Here is a 14,725-nt window from a genome sequence, read left to right as displayed (position 1 = left end):
CGCCGCCGTCAGCGTCGTCTTGCCGTGATCCACGTGACCGATCGTGCCGATGTTGCAGTGCGGCTTCGTGCGTTCGAACTTTTCCTTGGCCATGGCCAAAACTCCTGCGGCCCGGAAGGTGGGCGGTTGTCAGCGTTCAAAATCTGGAGCGGGTAGACGGGATCGAACCGACATCCTCAGCTTGGAAGGCTGCTGCACTACCATTGTGCTATACCCGCGTTCGCTTCGGAGCGCCGCCAGATCAGGTCTTCGACGCGTGGTGGGGGAAGCAGGACTCGAACCTGCGAAGCTTACGCAGCGGATTTACAGTCCGCCCCCTTTGCCGCTCGGGACATTCCCCCAGCGCGTCGAGAACCTCATCGGGCGTCCGGGGCGTTTCCGGCGGACCGGAAGCGACGTCGGACGAAAGGCCTCGGCATCCCGCGACGCCTGGTTTAGAGGGGCGCCGGACCCGGAAAACCCTAGGGGCCCCAAATCGGAGCGCGTCTTATAGTGTCGTCGAAACGCGAACGCAACGACCGGAACAGGGCCTTTTCGGGCCGTCCGAAAGGCCCCGCGAGCGGGCCGGAAAAGGCCGCCGCCAAAGGCCGCGACAGCGACGGCGCGCGCCGCGCCGAGGGGCCGCGGGCGGCGCGGGGCAAGGTCGATCCCGACCATCTTCTGTGGGGCCGGCACCCCGTTCTGGCGGCGTTGGCGAATCCCGCGCGCAAGGGGATGGGCCGGCTGATCGCCACCCCGGAGCGGGCCGCGGAGATCGAGGCCGGCGGACTGGCGCCTCACGGTCACCGGGCCGAGGTCATGGAGGGAGCCGAGATCGCGCGCCTCCTGCCGCCCGGCGCCGTGCACCAGGGCTTCGTGTTCAGGATCGCGCCGCTGGAGGGCGTGCCGCTGGCCGAACTGGCGGAACCGGCGCAGGGCGTGATCGTGATGCTGGACCAGATCACCGACCCGCAGAACGTCGGGGCCATCTTCCGCTCGGCGCTCGCCTTCGGCGCGCGCGGCGTCGTGGTGCAGGACCGGCATTCGCCGGCGCTGGCGGGGGCGCTGGCCAAGGCGGCCGTCGGGGCGACGGAGCGGTTGCCTCACGCGCGCGTCGTCAATCTGAGCCGGGCGCTGGAGACGCTGGCCGACGCCGGCTGGCGCGCCGTGGGTCTGGACGGGAACACCGACGTGGATCTGGCCGACGCCCTGGACGGCGGCCCGACCGTGCTGGTCATGGGGTCGGAGGGCGACGGCATCCGCCGGCTGGTGGCCGAGCACTGCGACGCGCTGGCGCGCATCCCCATGCCGGGGGGATTCGAGAGCCTGAACGTGTCCAACGCCGCCGCCGTGGCGCTTTATGAGGCGACGCGGCCCCGGCGCGGAACCTGACGCGCCGCCACGGCTTGCGTGAACGCCCCGCCCTGCCCTAGAGCCCGCCCATGGATTTCGCCGAACTCTTCACTCCCGCCGCCCTGACCGCCCTCGGTCAGGTGCTGATGATCGACCTCGTGCTGGCGGGCGACAACGCCGTGGCCGTGGGTCTGGCCGCCGCCGCCCTGCCGGCCGAACAGCGCCGCAAGGCCATCCTGATCGGTCTGGCCGCCGCCGTCTTGATGCGCATCGGCTTCGCCCTGATCACGGTCCAGCTTCTGGCCATCGTCGGCCTGCTGCTGGCGGGCGGCTTCCTGCTGCTGTGGGTGTGCTGGAAGATGTGGCGCGAACTGCGCGAACAGGCGACGCACGATCAGGCCGAGGCCGAGCGCGAGCTGGAGCTGGCCATGCAGATCGAGCACGGCAAGGGGCCGTCGCCGGAGGAGCTGGGCCTGAAGCGCAAGAGCTTCGGCGCCGCCCTGCTGCAGATCATGATCGCCGACGTGACCATGTCGCTGGACAACGTGCTCGCGGTGGCCGGCGCGGCGCACGCCCATCCGTGGATCATGGTGTTCGGCCTCGTGCTGTCGATCGCCCTGATGGGCGTGGCGGCGACCTTCATCGCGAAGATGCTGACCAGGCACCGCTGGATCGCCTACGTCGGTCTGGCCATCGTGCTGTACGTCGCCCTGCACATGATCTGGGACGGCTATCGCTCGGTGGTGGTGCGGACCGGGAATCTGGAGCCCTACAACGCCGCGGCGCCGGGCTTCCTGGACATCCCCGAGGCCGAGGTGGCCAAGCATCTGAAGGGGATGCGGTCCGAGGACAGCGCCCTGCCCGCGCCGCCGACGCCGGGCCGGCCGACGGACGCGCCGCAGCCGGTGGACGTGCCCGCACGATGACCGAACGGGCCCGGAGCGATCCGGGCCCTTCTTCTATGCGGCGCCGCCGAAGCGTTCGGCCCACGCGGCGACCTGGGCGTCCTCGATCTTGGCGAACAGGACGCCCTGGTGAGCGACGGAACGGCCGGCCGGGATCGCGTCCAGCCACGCCTCGTCCGCGGCGGGCCAGCTGAGGTCGGTCGCGCCGACGGACGCCGCGATCTTCTCCGCCGAGAACGGCAGGATCGGCGCGGCGAGGCGGGCGAACAGGGCGACGAGGTTCAGGCCGGTGCGGACGCCCACGGCGGCGAGGTCGCGGTCGGTCTTCAGCGCGGTCCACGGCGCGGCGACCTGAAGGTACTCATTGCCCAGCACCCAGGCGGCGCGGACCGCCGCGGCGGCCTTGCGGAACTCCATCGCCTCGAACTGTTCGGTCGCCTCGGCGATCGTGGCGCGCAGGTCGGCGTCCAGCTGCGCCTCCACCGGCCCCGGCTCGCCGCCGTCGGGGACGACGCCGTCGAACTTCGCCTCGGTGAACTTGACGATGCGGTTGACGAAATTGCCCAGCACGTCGGCCAGATCCTTGTTCACCGCGCCCTGGAACTGCTCCCAGGTGAAGGCGGTGTCCGAGTGCTCCGGCCCATAGGCGGTCAGGTGCCAGCGCCAGTAGTCGGCGGGCAGCAGCTCCAGCGCCTGGTCCATGAAGACGCCGCGCTTCTGGCTGGTCGAGAACTTGCCGCCGTACCAGTTCAGCCAGTTGAACGCCTTCAGCTGGTCGACGGTCTTCCACGGCTCGCCGGAGCCGAGGATCGTCGCGGGGAAGCTGACGGTGTGGAAGGCGACATTGTCCTTGCCCATGAACTGGACGTAGCGGACGTCGTCCGCGCCCTCGTCCAGCCGCCACCACGACTTCCAGTCGCCGCACGTCGCGTCGGCCCATTCTTCCGTCGCGCCGACGTACTCGATGGGGGCGTCGAACCAGACGTAGAAGACCTTGCCTTCCATGCCCGGACGCGGTCCGCCGTCGGCGCCCACGACGGGAACGCCCCACTTGAGGTCGCGGGTGATGCCGCGGTCGATCAGGCCTTCGTCGAGATGCTTCAGCGCGATGGACTTCGCCAGCGTCTGCCAGCCCGACTTCGACCCGATCCAGTCGCGGATGGCGCCTTCCAGCTTCGTCTGCAGCAGATAGAGATGGCGCGTGTCGCGGACCTCCAGGTTCCGGCTGCCCGACACGGCGGAATACGGTTCGATCAGGTCGGTCGGGTCCAGCAGGCGGCCGCAGTTGTCGCACTGGTCGCCCCGCGCGCCGACGTGGCCGCAGTGCGGACAGGTGCCCTCGACGTAGCGGTCGGGCAGGAAGCGGGCGTCGTCGACGGAGTAGATCATGCGATCCACCCGCTCCTCGATGAAGCCGTTCGCCTCCAGCACGTTGGCGAAATGCTGGGTCAGGCGGCGGTTGGGTTCGTTCGAACTGCGGCCGAACCAGTCGTAGCTGAGTCCGAAGGCCTCGCCCGCCCGCTTCTGGATCTCGTGCTGCTCGTCGCAGTAGGTGCGGACGTCCTGACCGGCCGCGGCGGCGGCCAGTTCGGCCGGGGTGCCGTGCTCGTCGGTGGCGCAGATGTAGAGGACGTCGTGCCCCTGGGCCCGTTTGAACCGGCTCCACACGTCGGCCGGCAGCATCGAGCCCGCCAGGTTCCCGAGGTGCTTGATGCCGTTGATGTAGGGCAGCGCCGAGGTGACGAGGATGCGGGCCATGGGAGTCCGGTTTCGAGGGGAGGCGTCGGATATAGAGGCGTTGACCTTCGCCGTCACGCCGTCGGGGCCAGCCGCCGCGCGATGCGCACGAAGCGGCCGGTCAGGAGCGTCGCCGAGACCAGGCTGGCGACGATGACGGCCCAGACCAGACCGTCGACGCCGAAGCGGGGCGCGAGCCACCAGCCCAGCGGCATCATGATCGCGCCGTAGGCGGTGAAGTGCATGATCGTGGGCCACCAGACGTCGCCGGCGGCGCGGTTGGCCTGGGCGGCGACGACCTGGATCCCGTCGGCCACGAAGAAGAGCGTGGCGAGGATCAGGGCCGGGACCGCGATGGCCAGCAGAGCAGGATCGCGGCCATAGGCCCCGACCACCAGGGCGGCGCCCGGCCAGACGAGGAGCGCGATCAGCAGGGTCACGGCGGCGACCATCCCGACCCCGATCAGGCCGGCGCGCAGCACGCCGCGGCCGTCGGCGCCGCCGTAGGCCCTGCCGACCAGCACGGCCGTGGCGGACGACAGACCCATCGGGATCATGAAGACGATGGCCGAGACGTTGAGGACGACCGCCCAGGCGGCGGTCTCGTTCGCGCCCAGGCGGCCGGCGAACAGCGTCATGGCGGCGAAGGCCGTGACCTCGATGAAATAGCTGGAGCCGGCGCCGGCGCCGATCTTCAGCTGCTCGCGCGCGGCGGCGGGGTCGGGGCGCGGCCGGGTGAAGATGCCCAGCGCCCGCGCTTCGGGCAGGCGCAGGATGTAGATCAGCAGGAAGGCCGCCAGCGCGGCGCGGGCGCCGAAGGTGGCCCAGGCGGAGGCGACGGCGCCGTTGACGCCGAGGCCCATCAGGTCGGGCACGAGCAGCAGGTTGAGGCCGAGGTTGACGACGTTGGCGACCCAGATGGCGGCCATGCTCATCTTCGGCTTGCCCAGCGCCTCGATGAACAGCTGGGCGGTCGCGGAGAGCAGGTAGAAGGGCAGCGACAGCGAGAACACGATCAGGGCGGGCGAGGCGCCTTCGGCCAGGCCGGGCTCCAGCCCGGCGGCGCGCAGGCCGACGGGGCCGAGCAGGATCAGCAGCAGGGCCGAGCCGAAACCGATCCGAAGGGCGAAGGCGATCCCCCGGCGCAGCACGGCGCCGACGTCCTGCGGCCGGCCCTCGCCCAGCATGCGGGCGGCCATGACCTGAACGCCCATCATCAGGCCGACGGCCGTGGTCAGGACCACGGAGGTCGGAGCCCAGGCGAGGGAGTGGAAGGCCAGCTCGCGCGAGGCGTAGTTGCCGACCACGATGGCGTCGGTCAGACCCATGGTCATGACGCCGAGGCGGGCCATGACGACCGGCCAGGCCAGTCGGGCGAGGTCGCGCGTCGCGGCGCGGGAGGGTGCGCTCAGCAGGGCCATGGGATCACCAGGCGCCCAGGTCGCGCAGTTCGCGGACCAGATTTTCCGGCAGGTCGGTGACGCCGGCCTGGGTCAGGTCGGCGGGCGCGTCCTTGCCCTGAAGATAGCGCCAGCCCTGGAAGGGCCGGCGGCCCAGCGGCGCGGTGCGGATGACCTGAGGCTCCAGCAGGATCTCGCAGCGGCTGGCCTTGCCCTCGCCCCGGGTGACGATCTCGCGGATCGGCTGGCGGCAGGCGACCGTGCCTTTGATGACCCAGTAGAGGGAGCCGCCCTCCTCCACCTCCTGCGCGCGCTTCGGCGTCATGCGGGTGTGCACGACCAGCGGCTTGCCGTTCGCCGCGCGGCGCTCCAGCCAGTCGACGTCGGAGACGCCGACGCACAGTTTGATGAGGTGGAGCGACGACATGGGAGCGCGCATCTGGCCCCGAATTGGCGCGGCGCCAAGGGGCGGCATGCGCTATCGTGCGACGATGACCAGCAGGCGCGGATTTCTGGCGGGAGCGGCGGGTCTGGCGACCTTGGGACTGGGCCCGCCGGCGCGCGCGGAGGGGACGATGTACGGACTGATCGGCAAGATGACGGCCTACGCCGGCAAGCGGGACGAGCTGACGGCGATCCTGCTGGAGGGGCTGGGGCGGATGCCCGGCTGTCTCAGCTACGTCGTGGCGCACGATCCGCAGGACGCCGACGCGATCTGGGTCACCGAAGTCTGGACCGACGAGGCCGCGCACCGGGCGTCGCTGCAGGTCCCCGAGGTGAAGACGGCGATCCAGAAGGGTCTTCCGCTGATCGCCGACTTCTCCGACGCGATCACGACGACGCCGGTCGGCGGGGTCGGACTGGGCGCGCCCGCCGGACACGGCTGAGCGCCCCGTCGCCTTCACGCGGAGTCGGAGGACTGGCGGAGCGCCGGGCGCGGAGCCCGGAGAAGATGTGTTTTGCCGTTTCGGCTTCGCGTGACGCTCCGCGCGCATGGATTTGACGGAAGTCCGCGTCGGGTGGCGCTGTTCGCGCCTTACCGCGATCGCCTCCGGCGGGCGGCGGCGTCCTGCGACGCCTGCCGGAACGGTCCAGGTATTCCCCCTGACCCTTGCCGGACCTCATCTCTTGGTGAGACCCGTCGGCCTCGACGCCCGAAGACGGCGAGCCCCGCTCCACACGCTCCCGCCGCCGCAAGGTCGCAGGCCTCACGAGCCCTCCAGTGCGACGGGACGAAGGGAGTGTGGCGGACCCTTCAGGTGACGTCGGCGAAAAGCGCCTGGATCGTGCGAGGGGCTGATCAACCAAGGAAAATCGGCGCGGGTCGTCACAACGACGCGGGGGCGGCCGGCGTGTTCCCTCCCTCTTGAGGGAGGGTGTCGGCGCAGCCGACGGGTGGGAGGGGCAGGGCGAGGTGCGCCCGGGCTGCGGAGGTCGTCCAGCCGCGCCCCTCCCACCCGTCTCGCTTCGCTCGCCACCCTCCCCTGACGGGGAGGGAGAAGGAATTTCAGTCCTTGGCCTTCACCACCGCCAGGACGGCGTCGGCGGCGACCTGGTCGCCGGGGGTCACGTCGATCGATTCGACCACGCCGTCGAAGGGGGCGGTCAGGGCGTGCTCCATCTTCATGGCCTCCAGCGCCACGACGGGCTGGCCCCTGGTCACGGCCTCGCCGGCCTTGACCGGGACGGAGACGATCTTGCCGGGCATGGGGGCGCGCAGGGCGCCGTCGGAGGCGGCGGCGGAGCCATGATTGCCCGTCCACTGAACCTTATCGACGAGCCAAGCGGAACCACGATCGAACAGGACGCCCAGGTTTTCCCCGCCACTTTCTGCCCATCCGACCGACACGTCCTTGGCGACGACCACGCTCCGGTAGTCACGTCGAGCCAAGACCGGCTCGCGGTCTCCGACTGATACGCGCCAAGCAAGGTCACCACTCTGATTCGACAGGACCGAACCGTCGATCACCCGGCCGCCCACCACTGCGGAGAAGCGCGACCGCGAGGCGGCGTTCATCCGAAAGCCCATGATGCCATCGGCGTCCGACTCCCACGGGGAACCGCTAGATCCGTGCGGGCCAAAGTGCTGGCCATCCGCCGCAAGCACCAAGGCGGCGGTGGCTGCAGCGTGCGACGGCGCGGATGGGATGAGCCCCTCCCCCTCCGCCGCGATGAAGCCGGTGTCGCCGTCGCCGGAGACGAAGCGGGGGTGCTCCAGGCACCGCACGAGGAAGCCGGCGTTGGTGCGGACGGGCCAGACCTCGACCTGGGCGCAGGCGTCGGCCAGCGCCGCGGCGGCGGCCTCGCGCGTGTCCTCGTGCACGATCAGCTTGGCGATCATGGGGTCGTAGAACTGGCTGACCTCGCCGCCCTCATAGGCGCCGGTGTCGACGCGGACGCCGTCTTCCGGCAGGCGGAAGTGTTCCAGCTTGCCGATGCTGGGCAGGAAGCCGGTGGCGGGGTCCTCGGCGTAGAGGCGGGCCTCCATGGCCCAGCCTTTGATCGACAGTTCCTCCTGCTTCAGCGGGATCGGCTCGCCCGCCGCCACGCGGAACTGCCATTCGACCAGATCGACGCCGGTGATGGCCTCGGTGACCGGGTGCTCCACCTGCAGGCGGGTGTTCATCTCCATGAACCAGATGCGGTCGGCGCGCAGGCCGTCCGAGGCGTCGGCGATGAACTCGATTGTGCCGGCGCCGCGGTAGTCGACGGCTTTCGCGGCGCGGACGGCGGCGGCGGTGACGGCGTCGCGGGTGGCCGCGTCCATGCCGGGGGCCGGCGCCTCCTCGATAACCTTCTGGTGGCGGCGTTGGAGGCTGCAGTCGCGTTCAAACAGGTGGACGACCTCGCCCTTGCCGTCGCCGAAGACCTGCACCTCGATGTGGCGCGGGCGGGTGATGTAGCTCTCGATCAGGACGCGCGGGTCGCCGAAGGAGGACTGGCCCTCGCGCTGGGCGCTGGCCAGGCCGTCGGCGAAGTCCTCGGCCCGCTCGACCAGCTTCATGCCCTTGCCGCCGCCGCCGGCGACGGCCTTGATCAGGACGGGGAAGCCGATGCGCTGCGCCTCGGCGGACAGGGTCCCGATCGACTGGTCCTCGCCCTGATAGCCGGGGGTGACGGGCACGCCGGCCTCGATCATCAGCTTCTTGGCCGCGTCCTTCAGGCCCATGGCGCGGATGGAGTGCGGCTTCGGCCCGATCCAGATGAGGCCCGCGGCCTCGACGGCCTCGGCGAAGTCGGCGTTTTCAGACAGGAAGCCGTAGCCGGGGTGGATCGCCTCCGCGCCCGTGTCTTTCGCGGCCTGCAGCACCTTTTCGGCGACCAGATAGCTGTCGCGCGCCGGAGCCGGGCCGATCAGGACGGCCTGGTCCGCCTCGCGCACGTGCAGGGCGTCGGCGTCAGCCTCGGAATAGACCGCGATGGTGCGGACGCCCATGCGGCGGGCGGTGCGGAAGACGCGGCAGGCGATCTCGCCGCGATTGGCGACCAGGACGGACTTGAACATGTCGCGTTCCTAGCGTGGCCGCCGGGAACGCGCCACCGCCCCGGCGTCAGAGGATCAGCGTCCAGTTCTGCGGCTGACCTTCGGCGACTCCGAAGCCGTTGATGAAGAACACCGGCCTGAGCGTCAGCAGGCTGGTCTGCGGCGGCCCGATCGGGAAGTTCAGGCACATCTGCCCCTTGGGCACGCCGAGGGCGCAGTAGGGCAGGAAGGCCGACCAGGGGATGGTCTGGGGCTGGTTCGACAGCATGACCTGGCCGCCCTGACCTGCTGCGGTCGCCGCCTGGCCGTTGGGCAGGACGAACGCCGGGTTCAGCCCCGGCACCGGCTGGCCGTTCTGATAGGTCACCGTCAGGATGACCTGCCCCAGTCCCTGCACGCCGGGCGGAACCTGGACGACGCCGTGGATCATCACCCCGGGGCCGAACATCGGGTTGACCTGGTTGTGCACCATCTGGTTGACGACGATGCCGGCGGCGGCGGCGGGCGGTTGAACCGGCTGAACGTTGGTCGGGGGCTGGGGCGTGGGCGCCGGCCCGGGGACCACCGTGGGACCGTCGGCCGGTCCATTCTTCGCGTCGAGGGCGACGTAGGCCTCGCGCACCACACGGACGAAATGCTCGTATGTGACCCAGACGTAGCCGCCGTCGCCCCAGCCCGTGCCCCAGGAGTTGATCAGGCGGAAGGCCTTGCGGGCGTCGTCGTAGCCGACGACGACCATGGCGTGGCCGCCCTTCACCGCGCCCTCATGCGCGCGCCACATCTGGGCGCCGGACAGGCGTGAGAACCCCTCGTCGACCTCGGCGCCGATCATGACGGGAAAGCCGGCCGCGATCTGGGCCTTCACCTCCATCGGCGCCTGGGCGTTGACCGTGCGCCAGGTGTCGATGCGGTAGCGCTTGGCCGCCGCATGGGCGTTGGCCGACACCTGGGCGTCATAGCGCGAATAGGGCATGGAGCTGAGCGGCGCCGCGCCGTGCTCGGCCACGAGGTTCAGCGCGTGCGGGAACAGGGTCCCGACGTTCATGCCGTTGTTGATCTGATTGTAGACGTAGGAGGGGCTGAAGATCCGCTCCTGCTTCAGGCTGCCGCCCTCGAAAAAGCTCCAGCGCAGCTCGCGCTGCTCCTGATAGCTTTTGACCGCATAGGCGACGGCCCAGCCGACGCAGGAATTCTGGTCGCCCTGGTCTCCGGGCGGGGGCATGTACTGGGACAGGTCCACCGATGCGGGCAGGTCCTCGCCGGCGAACGGGCGGGACGCCAAGGGAATGGACTGATACTCGGCGCGAGGGACGAACTGGAGGCCGGTGGGTCGATCCTGGGCCGCCGCGGGCGCGCCCAGCGCCGCCCCGATCAAGGCCAACAGCGCGATGCCGGTGCGAGTCATGTTCGTCGCCCTCCCCTCGTCCACGGCGACTATGTCACGGCGTCAGGATCGCGCAACCGACGTTATCTGACTCACTCCGCCCAGCGAGGCTTGCGCTTGTCGAGGAAGGCGCGGACGCCTTCCTGGCCCTCGTCGGAGACGCGGGCGCGGGCGATGCGGCGGGCCGTGTCGTCCATCAGGCCGGAGTCCAGCTTGTGGCCGGCGACGTGGTGGACGAGGCGCTTAGCGTCGCCGACGGCGCCGGGGGCGACAGCGCGCATGGCGGTCGAGAGTTCGGCGATCAGGTCGTCGAGGGCGTCGGCGGAAGGCAGGACGCGGTCGATCAGGCCGAAGTCGCGGGCGGCGTCGGCGTCGAACAGTTCGGCGGTGGCGAACAGGCGCCGCGCGGCGCGGGGGCCGACGGCCTCGACCACATAGGGGGCGATGGTGGCGGGGATCAGGCCCAGCCTGACCTCGCTGAAGGCGAACTTCGCCCCCTTGACCGCCACGGCCATGTCGCAGGCGGCGACCAGGCCGGCGCCCCCGCCCATGGCCGCCCCCTCGACCAGCGCCACCGTCAGCGCCGGGACGTCGTGCAGGGCCTTGAGCATCTTCGCCAGACCCATGGCGTCGTCGCGGTTGTCGCTCTCGGACCAGTCGACGGCGTCGCGCATCCATTCGAGATCGGCCCCGGCGCAGAAGGTCCCGCCCGCGCCGCGCAGGAAGACGAGGCGCACGTGGTCGGCGCCGTGCAGGGTCTCGAACGCCTCGCGCAGGGCGGCGATGGTCGCGGCGTCGAAGGCGTTCTTCTTCTGCGGCCGGTTGATCGTCACGAACACCACGCCGTCGGCGGTGGAGCGGATCTGGACCAGATCGTCGTTCGCGTCAGGGGCCGGGTCGGCGACCAGGGGATGGGCGATGGCGTTGATCTCGGCGGCCTCGGCGTCGGTGACGTCCAGGGCGTCGAGGTCGGCGTCGGTGGGGGTCACGTCGGGTTTCTGGGCCATGGTTCGTCTCCTGCGCTTGCCTCGCCTATAACGCGTGGAGGGGCGAAGGGGACAGGGAAGCTCGACCATGGCGACCAAGGCCGAGGAGCGCATCCGCAGGACCAGCGTGGCCAGCGTGCACGTGCATTACGTGAACAAGGCCGCGAAGGCGGGGCGCGGGCGGGCGGAGGTGGATCAGGCGATCCGCTGGCTGACGGGCTATTCGCAGGCGCAGGTGGACGCCCTGCTGGCCGACGGCACGACGTTCCAGGACTTCTTCGACCGCGCCCCGGCGATGAACCCGAACCGCACGCTGGTGACCGGCGTGATCTGCGGCCACCGGGTGGAGGAGATCGCTGACCCGTTCATGCAGGAGCTGCGGCGGCTGGACAAACTGGTCGACGAGGTCGGCAAGGGGAAGGCGATGGAGAAGGTGTTGCGGGCGGGGTGAGGTGGCGCGACGCTACGCGGGCTTCCGGACCAAATCCGCAACCCCCGCCACTGTCGGGATCGTGAGAAGCACATCCGTCAACGCTTCCGACTCGGGACAACCGTCGCCGCTGTAGTGATCCAGCTGGACGGTTTCCCCTGATCGGTCCGTCCAAGTGATGGTGTACTCTTGGGCGTCGGTCCATCCTTCGCCACATGGTGGCAACGTATTCGGAGGGCGGTATGCCGCCAATGCGGTTGCGACGGCCTCATAGCGTTCGACGCCCACAACTCGGGTCTGGACGCGTCCGGCGCGCTGGAAAGTTCTAGCGCGGAAGCGAGCCACACCGTTGGAGGCGATAACAAGGTCGTAGATCGGACATGGGCCGTAGCAAGGGCCCACGGAAACGCGGATGACGTCGTGCCCGGGCTCTGCAGCGAGCTCGTCGCCGACGGTCGCGCATGACGCCAAGCCAGTGAGCACGGCGACGATAAGCAGATGCTTCACCACCTGATCGATCTCCCGCCGCATCAGCTCAAAGTACTGGGGTTCCGAAGGTGTTCGATTGTCGGTCCTTCGCCCATCACATCCTGAACACGCCGAAGTCCGTCTCCGGGATGGGCGCGTTCAGGCTCGCCGAGATCGCGAGGCCCAGCACGTCGCGGGTCTGGACCGGGTCGATGACGCCGTCGTCCCAGAGGCGGGCGGTGGCGTAATAGGGGTTGCCCTCGTCCTCGTACTTCTGGCGGATCGGGGCCTTGAAGGCTTCGGCGTCCTCCGGGCTCCAGGTCTCGGCGTCACGGTGGACGGTGGCGAGCACGCTGGCGGCCTGTTCGCCGCCCATGACGCTGATCCGGCTGTTGGGCCAGGTGAAGAGGAAGCGGGGGGAATAGGCGCGGCCGCACATGCCGTAGTTGCCGGCCCCGAAGCTGCCGCCGATCAGGACGGTGAATTTGGGAACCTCGGCCGAGGCGACGGCGGTGACCAGCTTGGCGCCGTTCTTGGCGATGCCTTCGGCCTCGTACTTCCCGCCGACCATGAAGCCCGAGATGTTCTGCAGGAAGACCAGCGGGATCTTCCGCTTGCAGGCCAGCTGGATGAAGTGGGCGCCCTTCAGCGCGCTTTCGGAGAACAGCACGCCGTTGTTGGCCAGGATGGCGACCGGATAGCCCCAGATGCGGGCGAAGCCGCAGACCAGGGTCGCGCCGTAGTCGCGCTTGAACTCGTCGAAGTCCGAGCCGTCGACGGTGCGGGCGATGACCTCTCGCACGTCATAGGGGGCGCGGACGTCGTCGGGGATGATGCCGTACAGGTCCTCGGCCGACAGGGCGGGGGCGCGCGGCTCGCGCACGTCCAGCGGCACGTCCTTGACGGTGTTCAGGTTGGCGACGATCGACCGCACGATCTCCAGCGCGTGCTCGTCGTTCTCGGCCACGTGGTCGACGACGCCGGAGCGGCGGCTGTGCGTCTCGGCGCCGCCCAGTTCCTCGGCCGAGATGACCTCGCCGGTGGCGGCCTTCACCAGCGGCGGGCCGGCCAGGAAGATGGTGCCCTGATTGCGGACGATGACCGTCTCGTCCGACATGGCGGGGACGTAGGCGCCGCCGGCGGTGCACGATCCCATGACGCAGGCGATCTGGGGGATGTCGCGGGCCGACATGCGGGCCTGGTTGAAGAAGATGCGGCCGAAGTGGTCGCGGTCGGGGAAGACCTCGGCCTGGTGCGGCAGATTGGCCCCGCCGGAATCGACCAGATAGACGCAGGGCAGACGGTTCTGCTCGGCGATCTCTTGGGCCCGGAGGTGCTTCTTCACCGTCATGGGGAAGTAGGCGCCGCCCTTCACCGTCGGGTCGTTGGCGACGATCATGACCTCGCGGCCCGAGACGCGGCCGATGCCGCAGATCATGCCGGCGCCGGGCGCCTCGTCGCCGTACATGCCGAAGGCGGCCAGCTGGCCGATCTCCAGGAAGGGCGAGCCGGGGTCGAGCAGGCGTTCGACCCGGTCGCGGGGCAGCAGCTTGCCGCGCGCGGTGTGGCGATCCCGCGCCTTGTCCGAGCCGCCGCGGGCGGCCGCGGCCACGCGGGCGCGCAGCTCGTCGCGAAGGGCGCGGTTGTGGGCGTCCAGCGCCCGGAAGGCGGGGCTGGTCGTGTCGATGGCGGACGTCAGCTTGGGCATGCGCCGGGTTTAGGCGGGGGAGCGGCGGTCGCCAAGCCTAGCGCACGAACTCGTAGGTGCAGACGGGACGGTCGACGATCAGGCTCCCGTCGGGATTGACGACGAACTGGCCCTTGTCGTCGACCCGGGGCTCGAAGTTCCGCTCGTTGCGGTCTCCGAGATAGACGCCTTCGAGGACAAGGCGGCGCTCGCCGTCCAGCCGGGCGACGCCCTCCCCATCAAGAATCTGCGGTGTGAAGTTGCCGCCCGTGCGGGTCATGACCACCACGCCGGTGGACGGCTCGAAGGTCAGATCGCCCCAGAAATCCGTGTAGCTCTCGAACGGCTGATAGGTGACCCCGAACGTGCCCTTGTCGTCTATGCGCAGCTCACGCACCGGCTCGCCGGGCGTCCGGCCCGGATCGCATTTGACCCGATCCTGTCGCCACGTCCCGGTCAGGACCACCTCGTCGCGCCCGACGACGCGGATCTCGTGCCGGCCCACCTCGTCATGGAAGCGGGCGGTGACCGTGACGACGGCGCCCGGTGCGGCCTGGGGCGAAATGGTCAGGCGCGTTCGGTCCGCCGACAGCGTCGCCGCGCCCGCAGGGCCGACGGCGACGTCGCTGAGGCAGGCGACCGGAACATCCAGCGGCCCCATGGGCCCCCGGTACAGCATGGGGTGCAGGGTGAGCTCCGTTCCCTGGCGGGCAATCGCCGGACTCGTCCCCAACATCAGACCGCCGTCCTCGCGAGGGCAGCCGGCGGCGTCGACCACGCCCCGGCCCCACGGCAGCGGCGGCTCCGGCAGCGGCGGCTCCGGCAGCGGCGGCTGAGGGGTGGCGCAGGCCGACAGGGCCAGGGCCCCCATGGCGACGATGGCGATGAACCGCATGACGTTCCCTCCGTTGT

General features: G+C 70.2%; 14 protein-coding genes and 2 tRNA genes. 4 read left to right on the top strand and 12 right to left on the bottom strand.

Annotation, left to right across the window (positions count from 1 at the left end; translation table 11 throughout):
- The 3 genes from EFJ44_RS08775 to EFJ44_RS08765 all read right to left on the bottom strand — a co-directional run.
- On the bottom strand, positions 1–93 hold a 93-nt coding region (locus EFJ44_RS08775), incomplete at its 3' end, for a GTP-binding protein (protein ID WP_132095103.1).
- Between the two features lie 51 nt (positions 94–144).
- Positions 145–218, bottom strand: a tRNA-Gly gene (locus tag EFJ44_RS08770).
- Positions 219–257: 39 nt separating this feature from the next.
- A tRNA-Tyr gene (locus EFJ44_RS08765) sits at positions 258–341 on the bottom strand.
- Between the two features lie 151 nt (positions 342–492).
- Here EFJ44_RS08765 and EFJ44_RS08760 point away from each other — a divergent pair.
- On the top strand, positions 493–1,371 hold the full coding sequence (locus tag EFJ44_RS08760) for a TrmH family RNA methyltransferase (RefSeq protein ID WP_125256795.1): 879 nt from the start codon (positions 493–495) through the stop codon (positions 1,369–1,371).
- Between the two features lie 50 nt (positions 1,372–1,421).
- Entirely contained in the window at positions 1,422–2,258 is an 837-nt protein-coding gene (locus EFJ44_RS08755; protein ID WP_125256794.1) for a TerC family protein, read from the top strand.
- A 33-nt stretch (positions 2,259–2,291) separates the two neighbouring features.
- Here EFJ44_RS08755 and metG read toward each other — a convergent pair whose 3' ends face one another.
- The 3 genes from metG to EFJ44_RS08740 are packed head-to-tail and all read right to left on the bottom strand — an operon-like array spanning position 2,292 to position 5,801.
- On the bottom strand, positions 2,292–3,995 hold the full coding sequence (gene metG, locus EFJ44_RS08750; RefSeq protein ID WP_125256793.1) for a methionine--tRNA ligase: 1,704 nt from the start codon (positions 3,993–3,995) through the stop codon (positions 2,292–2,294).
- A 53-nt stretch (positions 3,996–4,048) separates the two neighbouring features.
- Positions 4,049–5,395 carry an MATE family efflux transporter gene (locus EFJ44_RS08745; protein WP_125256792.1) on the bottom strand — a complete coding sequence of 449 codons (1,347 nt, stop codon included), beginning with the start codon at positions 5,393–5,395 and terminating at the stop codon, positions 4,049–4,051.
- A gap of 4 nt (positions 5,396–5,399) precedes the next feature.
- A complete protein-coding gene (locus EFJ44_RS08740; RefSeq protein ID WP_125256791.1) occupies positions 5,400–5,801 on the bottom strand; it encodes a DUF1489 family protein in 402 nt (133 codons plus the stop codon).
- Positions 5,802–5,865: 64 nt separating this feature from the next.
- On the opposite strand from EFJ44_RS08740, the gene EFJ44_RS08735 reads away from it, so the two are divergent.
- Positions 5,866–6,261 (top strand): putative quinol monooxygenase, encoded by a 396-nt coding sequence (locus tag EFJ44_RS08735; RefSeq protein WP_241209725.1) that lies wholly within the window; start codon positions 5,866–5,868, stop codon positions 6,259–6,261.
- 620 nt (positions 6,262–6,881) lie between these two features.
- Here the strand turns inward: EFJ44_RS08735 and EFJ44_RS08730 are convergent.
- From EFJ44_RS08730 to EFJ44_RS08720, 3 genes are all read right to left on the bottom strand, one after another.
- Positions 6,882–8,879: an acetyl/propionyl/methylcrotonyl-CoA carboxylase subunit alpha gene (locus EFJ44_RS08730; protein ID WP_125256790.1), complete on the bottom strand. Its 1,998-nt coding sequence runs from the start codon at positions 8,877–8,879 to the stop codon at positions 6,882–6,884.
- A 46-nt stretch (positions 8,880–8,925) separates the two neighbouring features.
- Entirely contained in the window at positions 8,926–10,263 is a 1,338-nt protein-coding gene (locus tag EFJ44_RS08725; RefSeq protein WP_125256789.1) for a C1 family peptidase, read from the bottom strand.
- Between the two features lie 71 nt (positions 10,264–10,334).
- Positions 10,335–11,249 carry an enoyl-CoA hydratase-related protein gene (locus EFJ44_RS08720; protein WP_125256788.1) on the bottom strand — a complete coding sequence of 305 codons (915 nt, stop codon included), beginning with the start codon at positions 11,247–11,249 and terminating at the stop codon, positions 10,335–10,337.
- 67 nt (positions 11,250–11,316) lie between these two features.
- Here EFJ44_RS08720 and EFJ44_RS08715 point away from each other — a divergent pair, with 67 nt between their 5' ends.
- Positions 11,317–11,679: a DUF2200 domain-containing protein gene (locus EFJ44_RS08715; RefSeq protein WP_125256787.1), complete on the top strand. Its 363-nt coding sequence runs from the start codon at positions 11,317–11,319 to the stop codon at positions 11,677–11,679.
- Between the two features lie 12 nt (positions 11,680–11,691).
- Here the strand turns inward: EFJ44_RS08715 and EFJ44_RS08710 are convergent, their stop codons facing one another.
- The 3 genes from EFJ44_RS08710 to EFJ44_RS08700 are packed head-to-tail and all read right to left on the bottom strand — an operon-like array spanning position 11,692 to position 14,708.
- Positions 11,692–12,189, bottom strand: coding sequence for a DUF6438 domain-containing protein (locus EFJ44_RS08710; RefSeq protein WP_125256786.1), 498 nt, complete (start codon positions 12,187–12,189; stop codon positions 11,692–11,694).
- Positions 12,190–12,241: 52 nt separating this feature from the next.
- Positions 12,242–13,834 (bottom strand): carboxyl transferase domain-containing protein, encoded by a 1,593-nt coding sequence (locus EFJ44_RS08705; protein ID WP_125256785.1) that lies wholly within the window; start codon positions 13,832–13,834, stop codon positions 12,242–12,244.
- A gap of 37 nt (positions 13,835–13,871) precedes the next feature.
- Entirely contained in the window at positions 13,872–14,708 is an 837-nt protein-coding gene (locus EFJ44_RS08700) for a hypothetical protein (RefSeq protein ID WP_125256784.1), read from the bottom strand.
- Between the last annotated feature and the right edge of the window lie 17 nt (positions 14,709–14,725).

The sequence above is a fragment of the Brevundimonas fluminis genome, assembly GCF_003934285.1.
GTDB lineage: Bacteria > Pseudomonadota > Alphaproteobacteria > Caulobacterales > Caulobacteraceae > Brevundimonas > Brevundimonas fluminis.
Note: the sequence above shows the minus strand (reverse complement) of the source record. Positions and strands in the feature narration are given on the sequence as shown.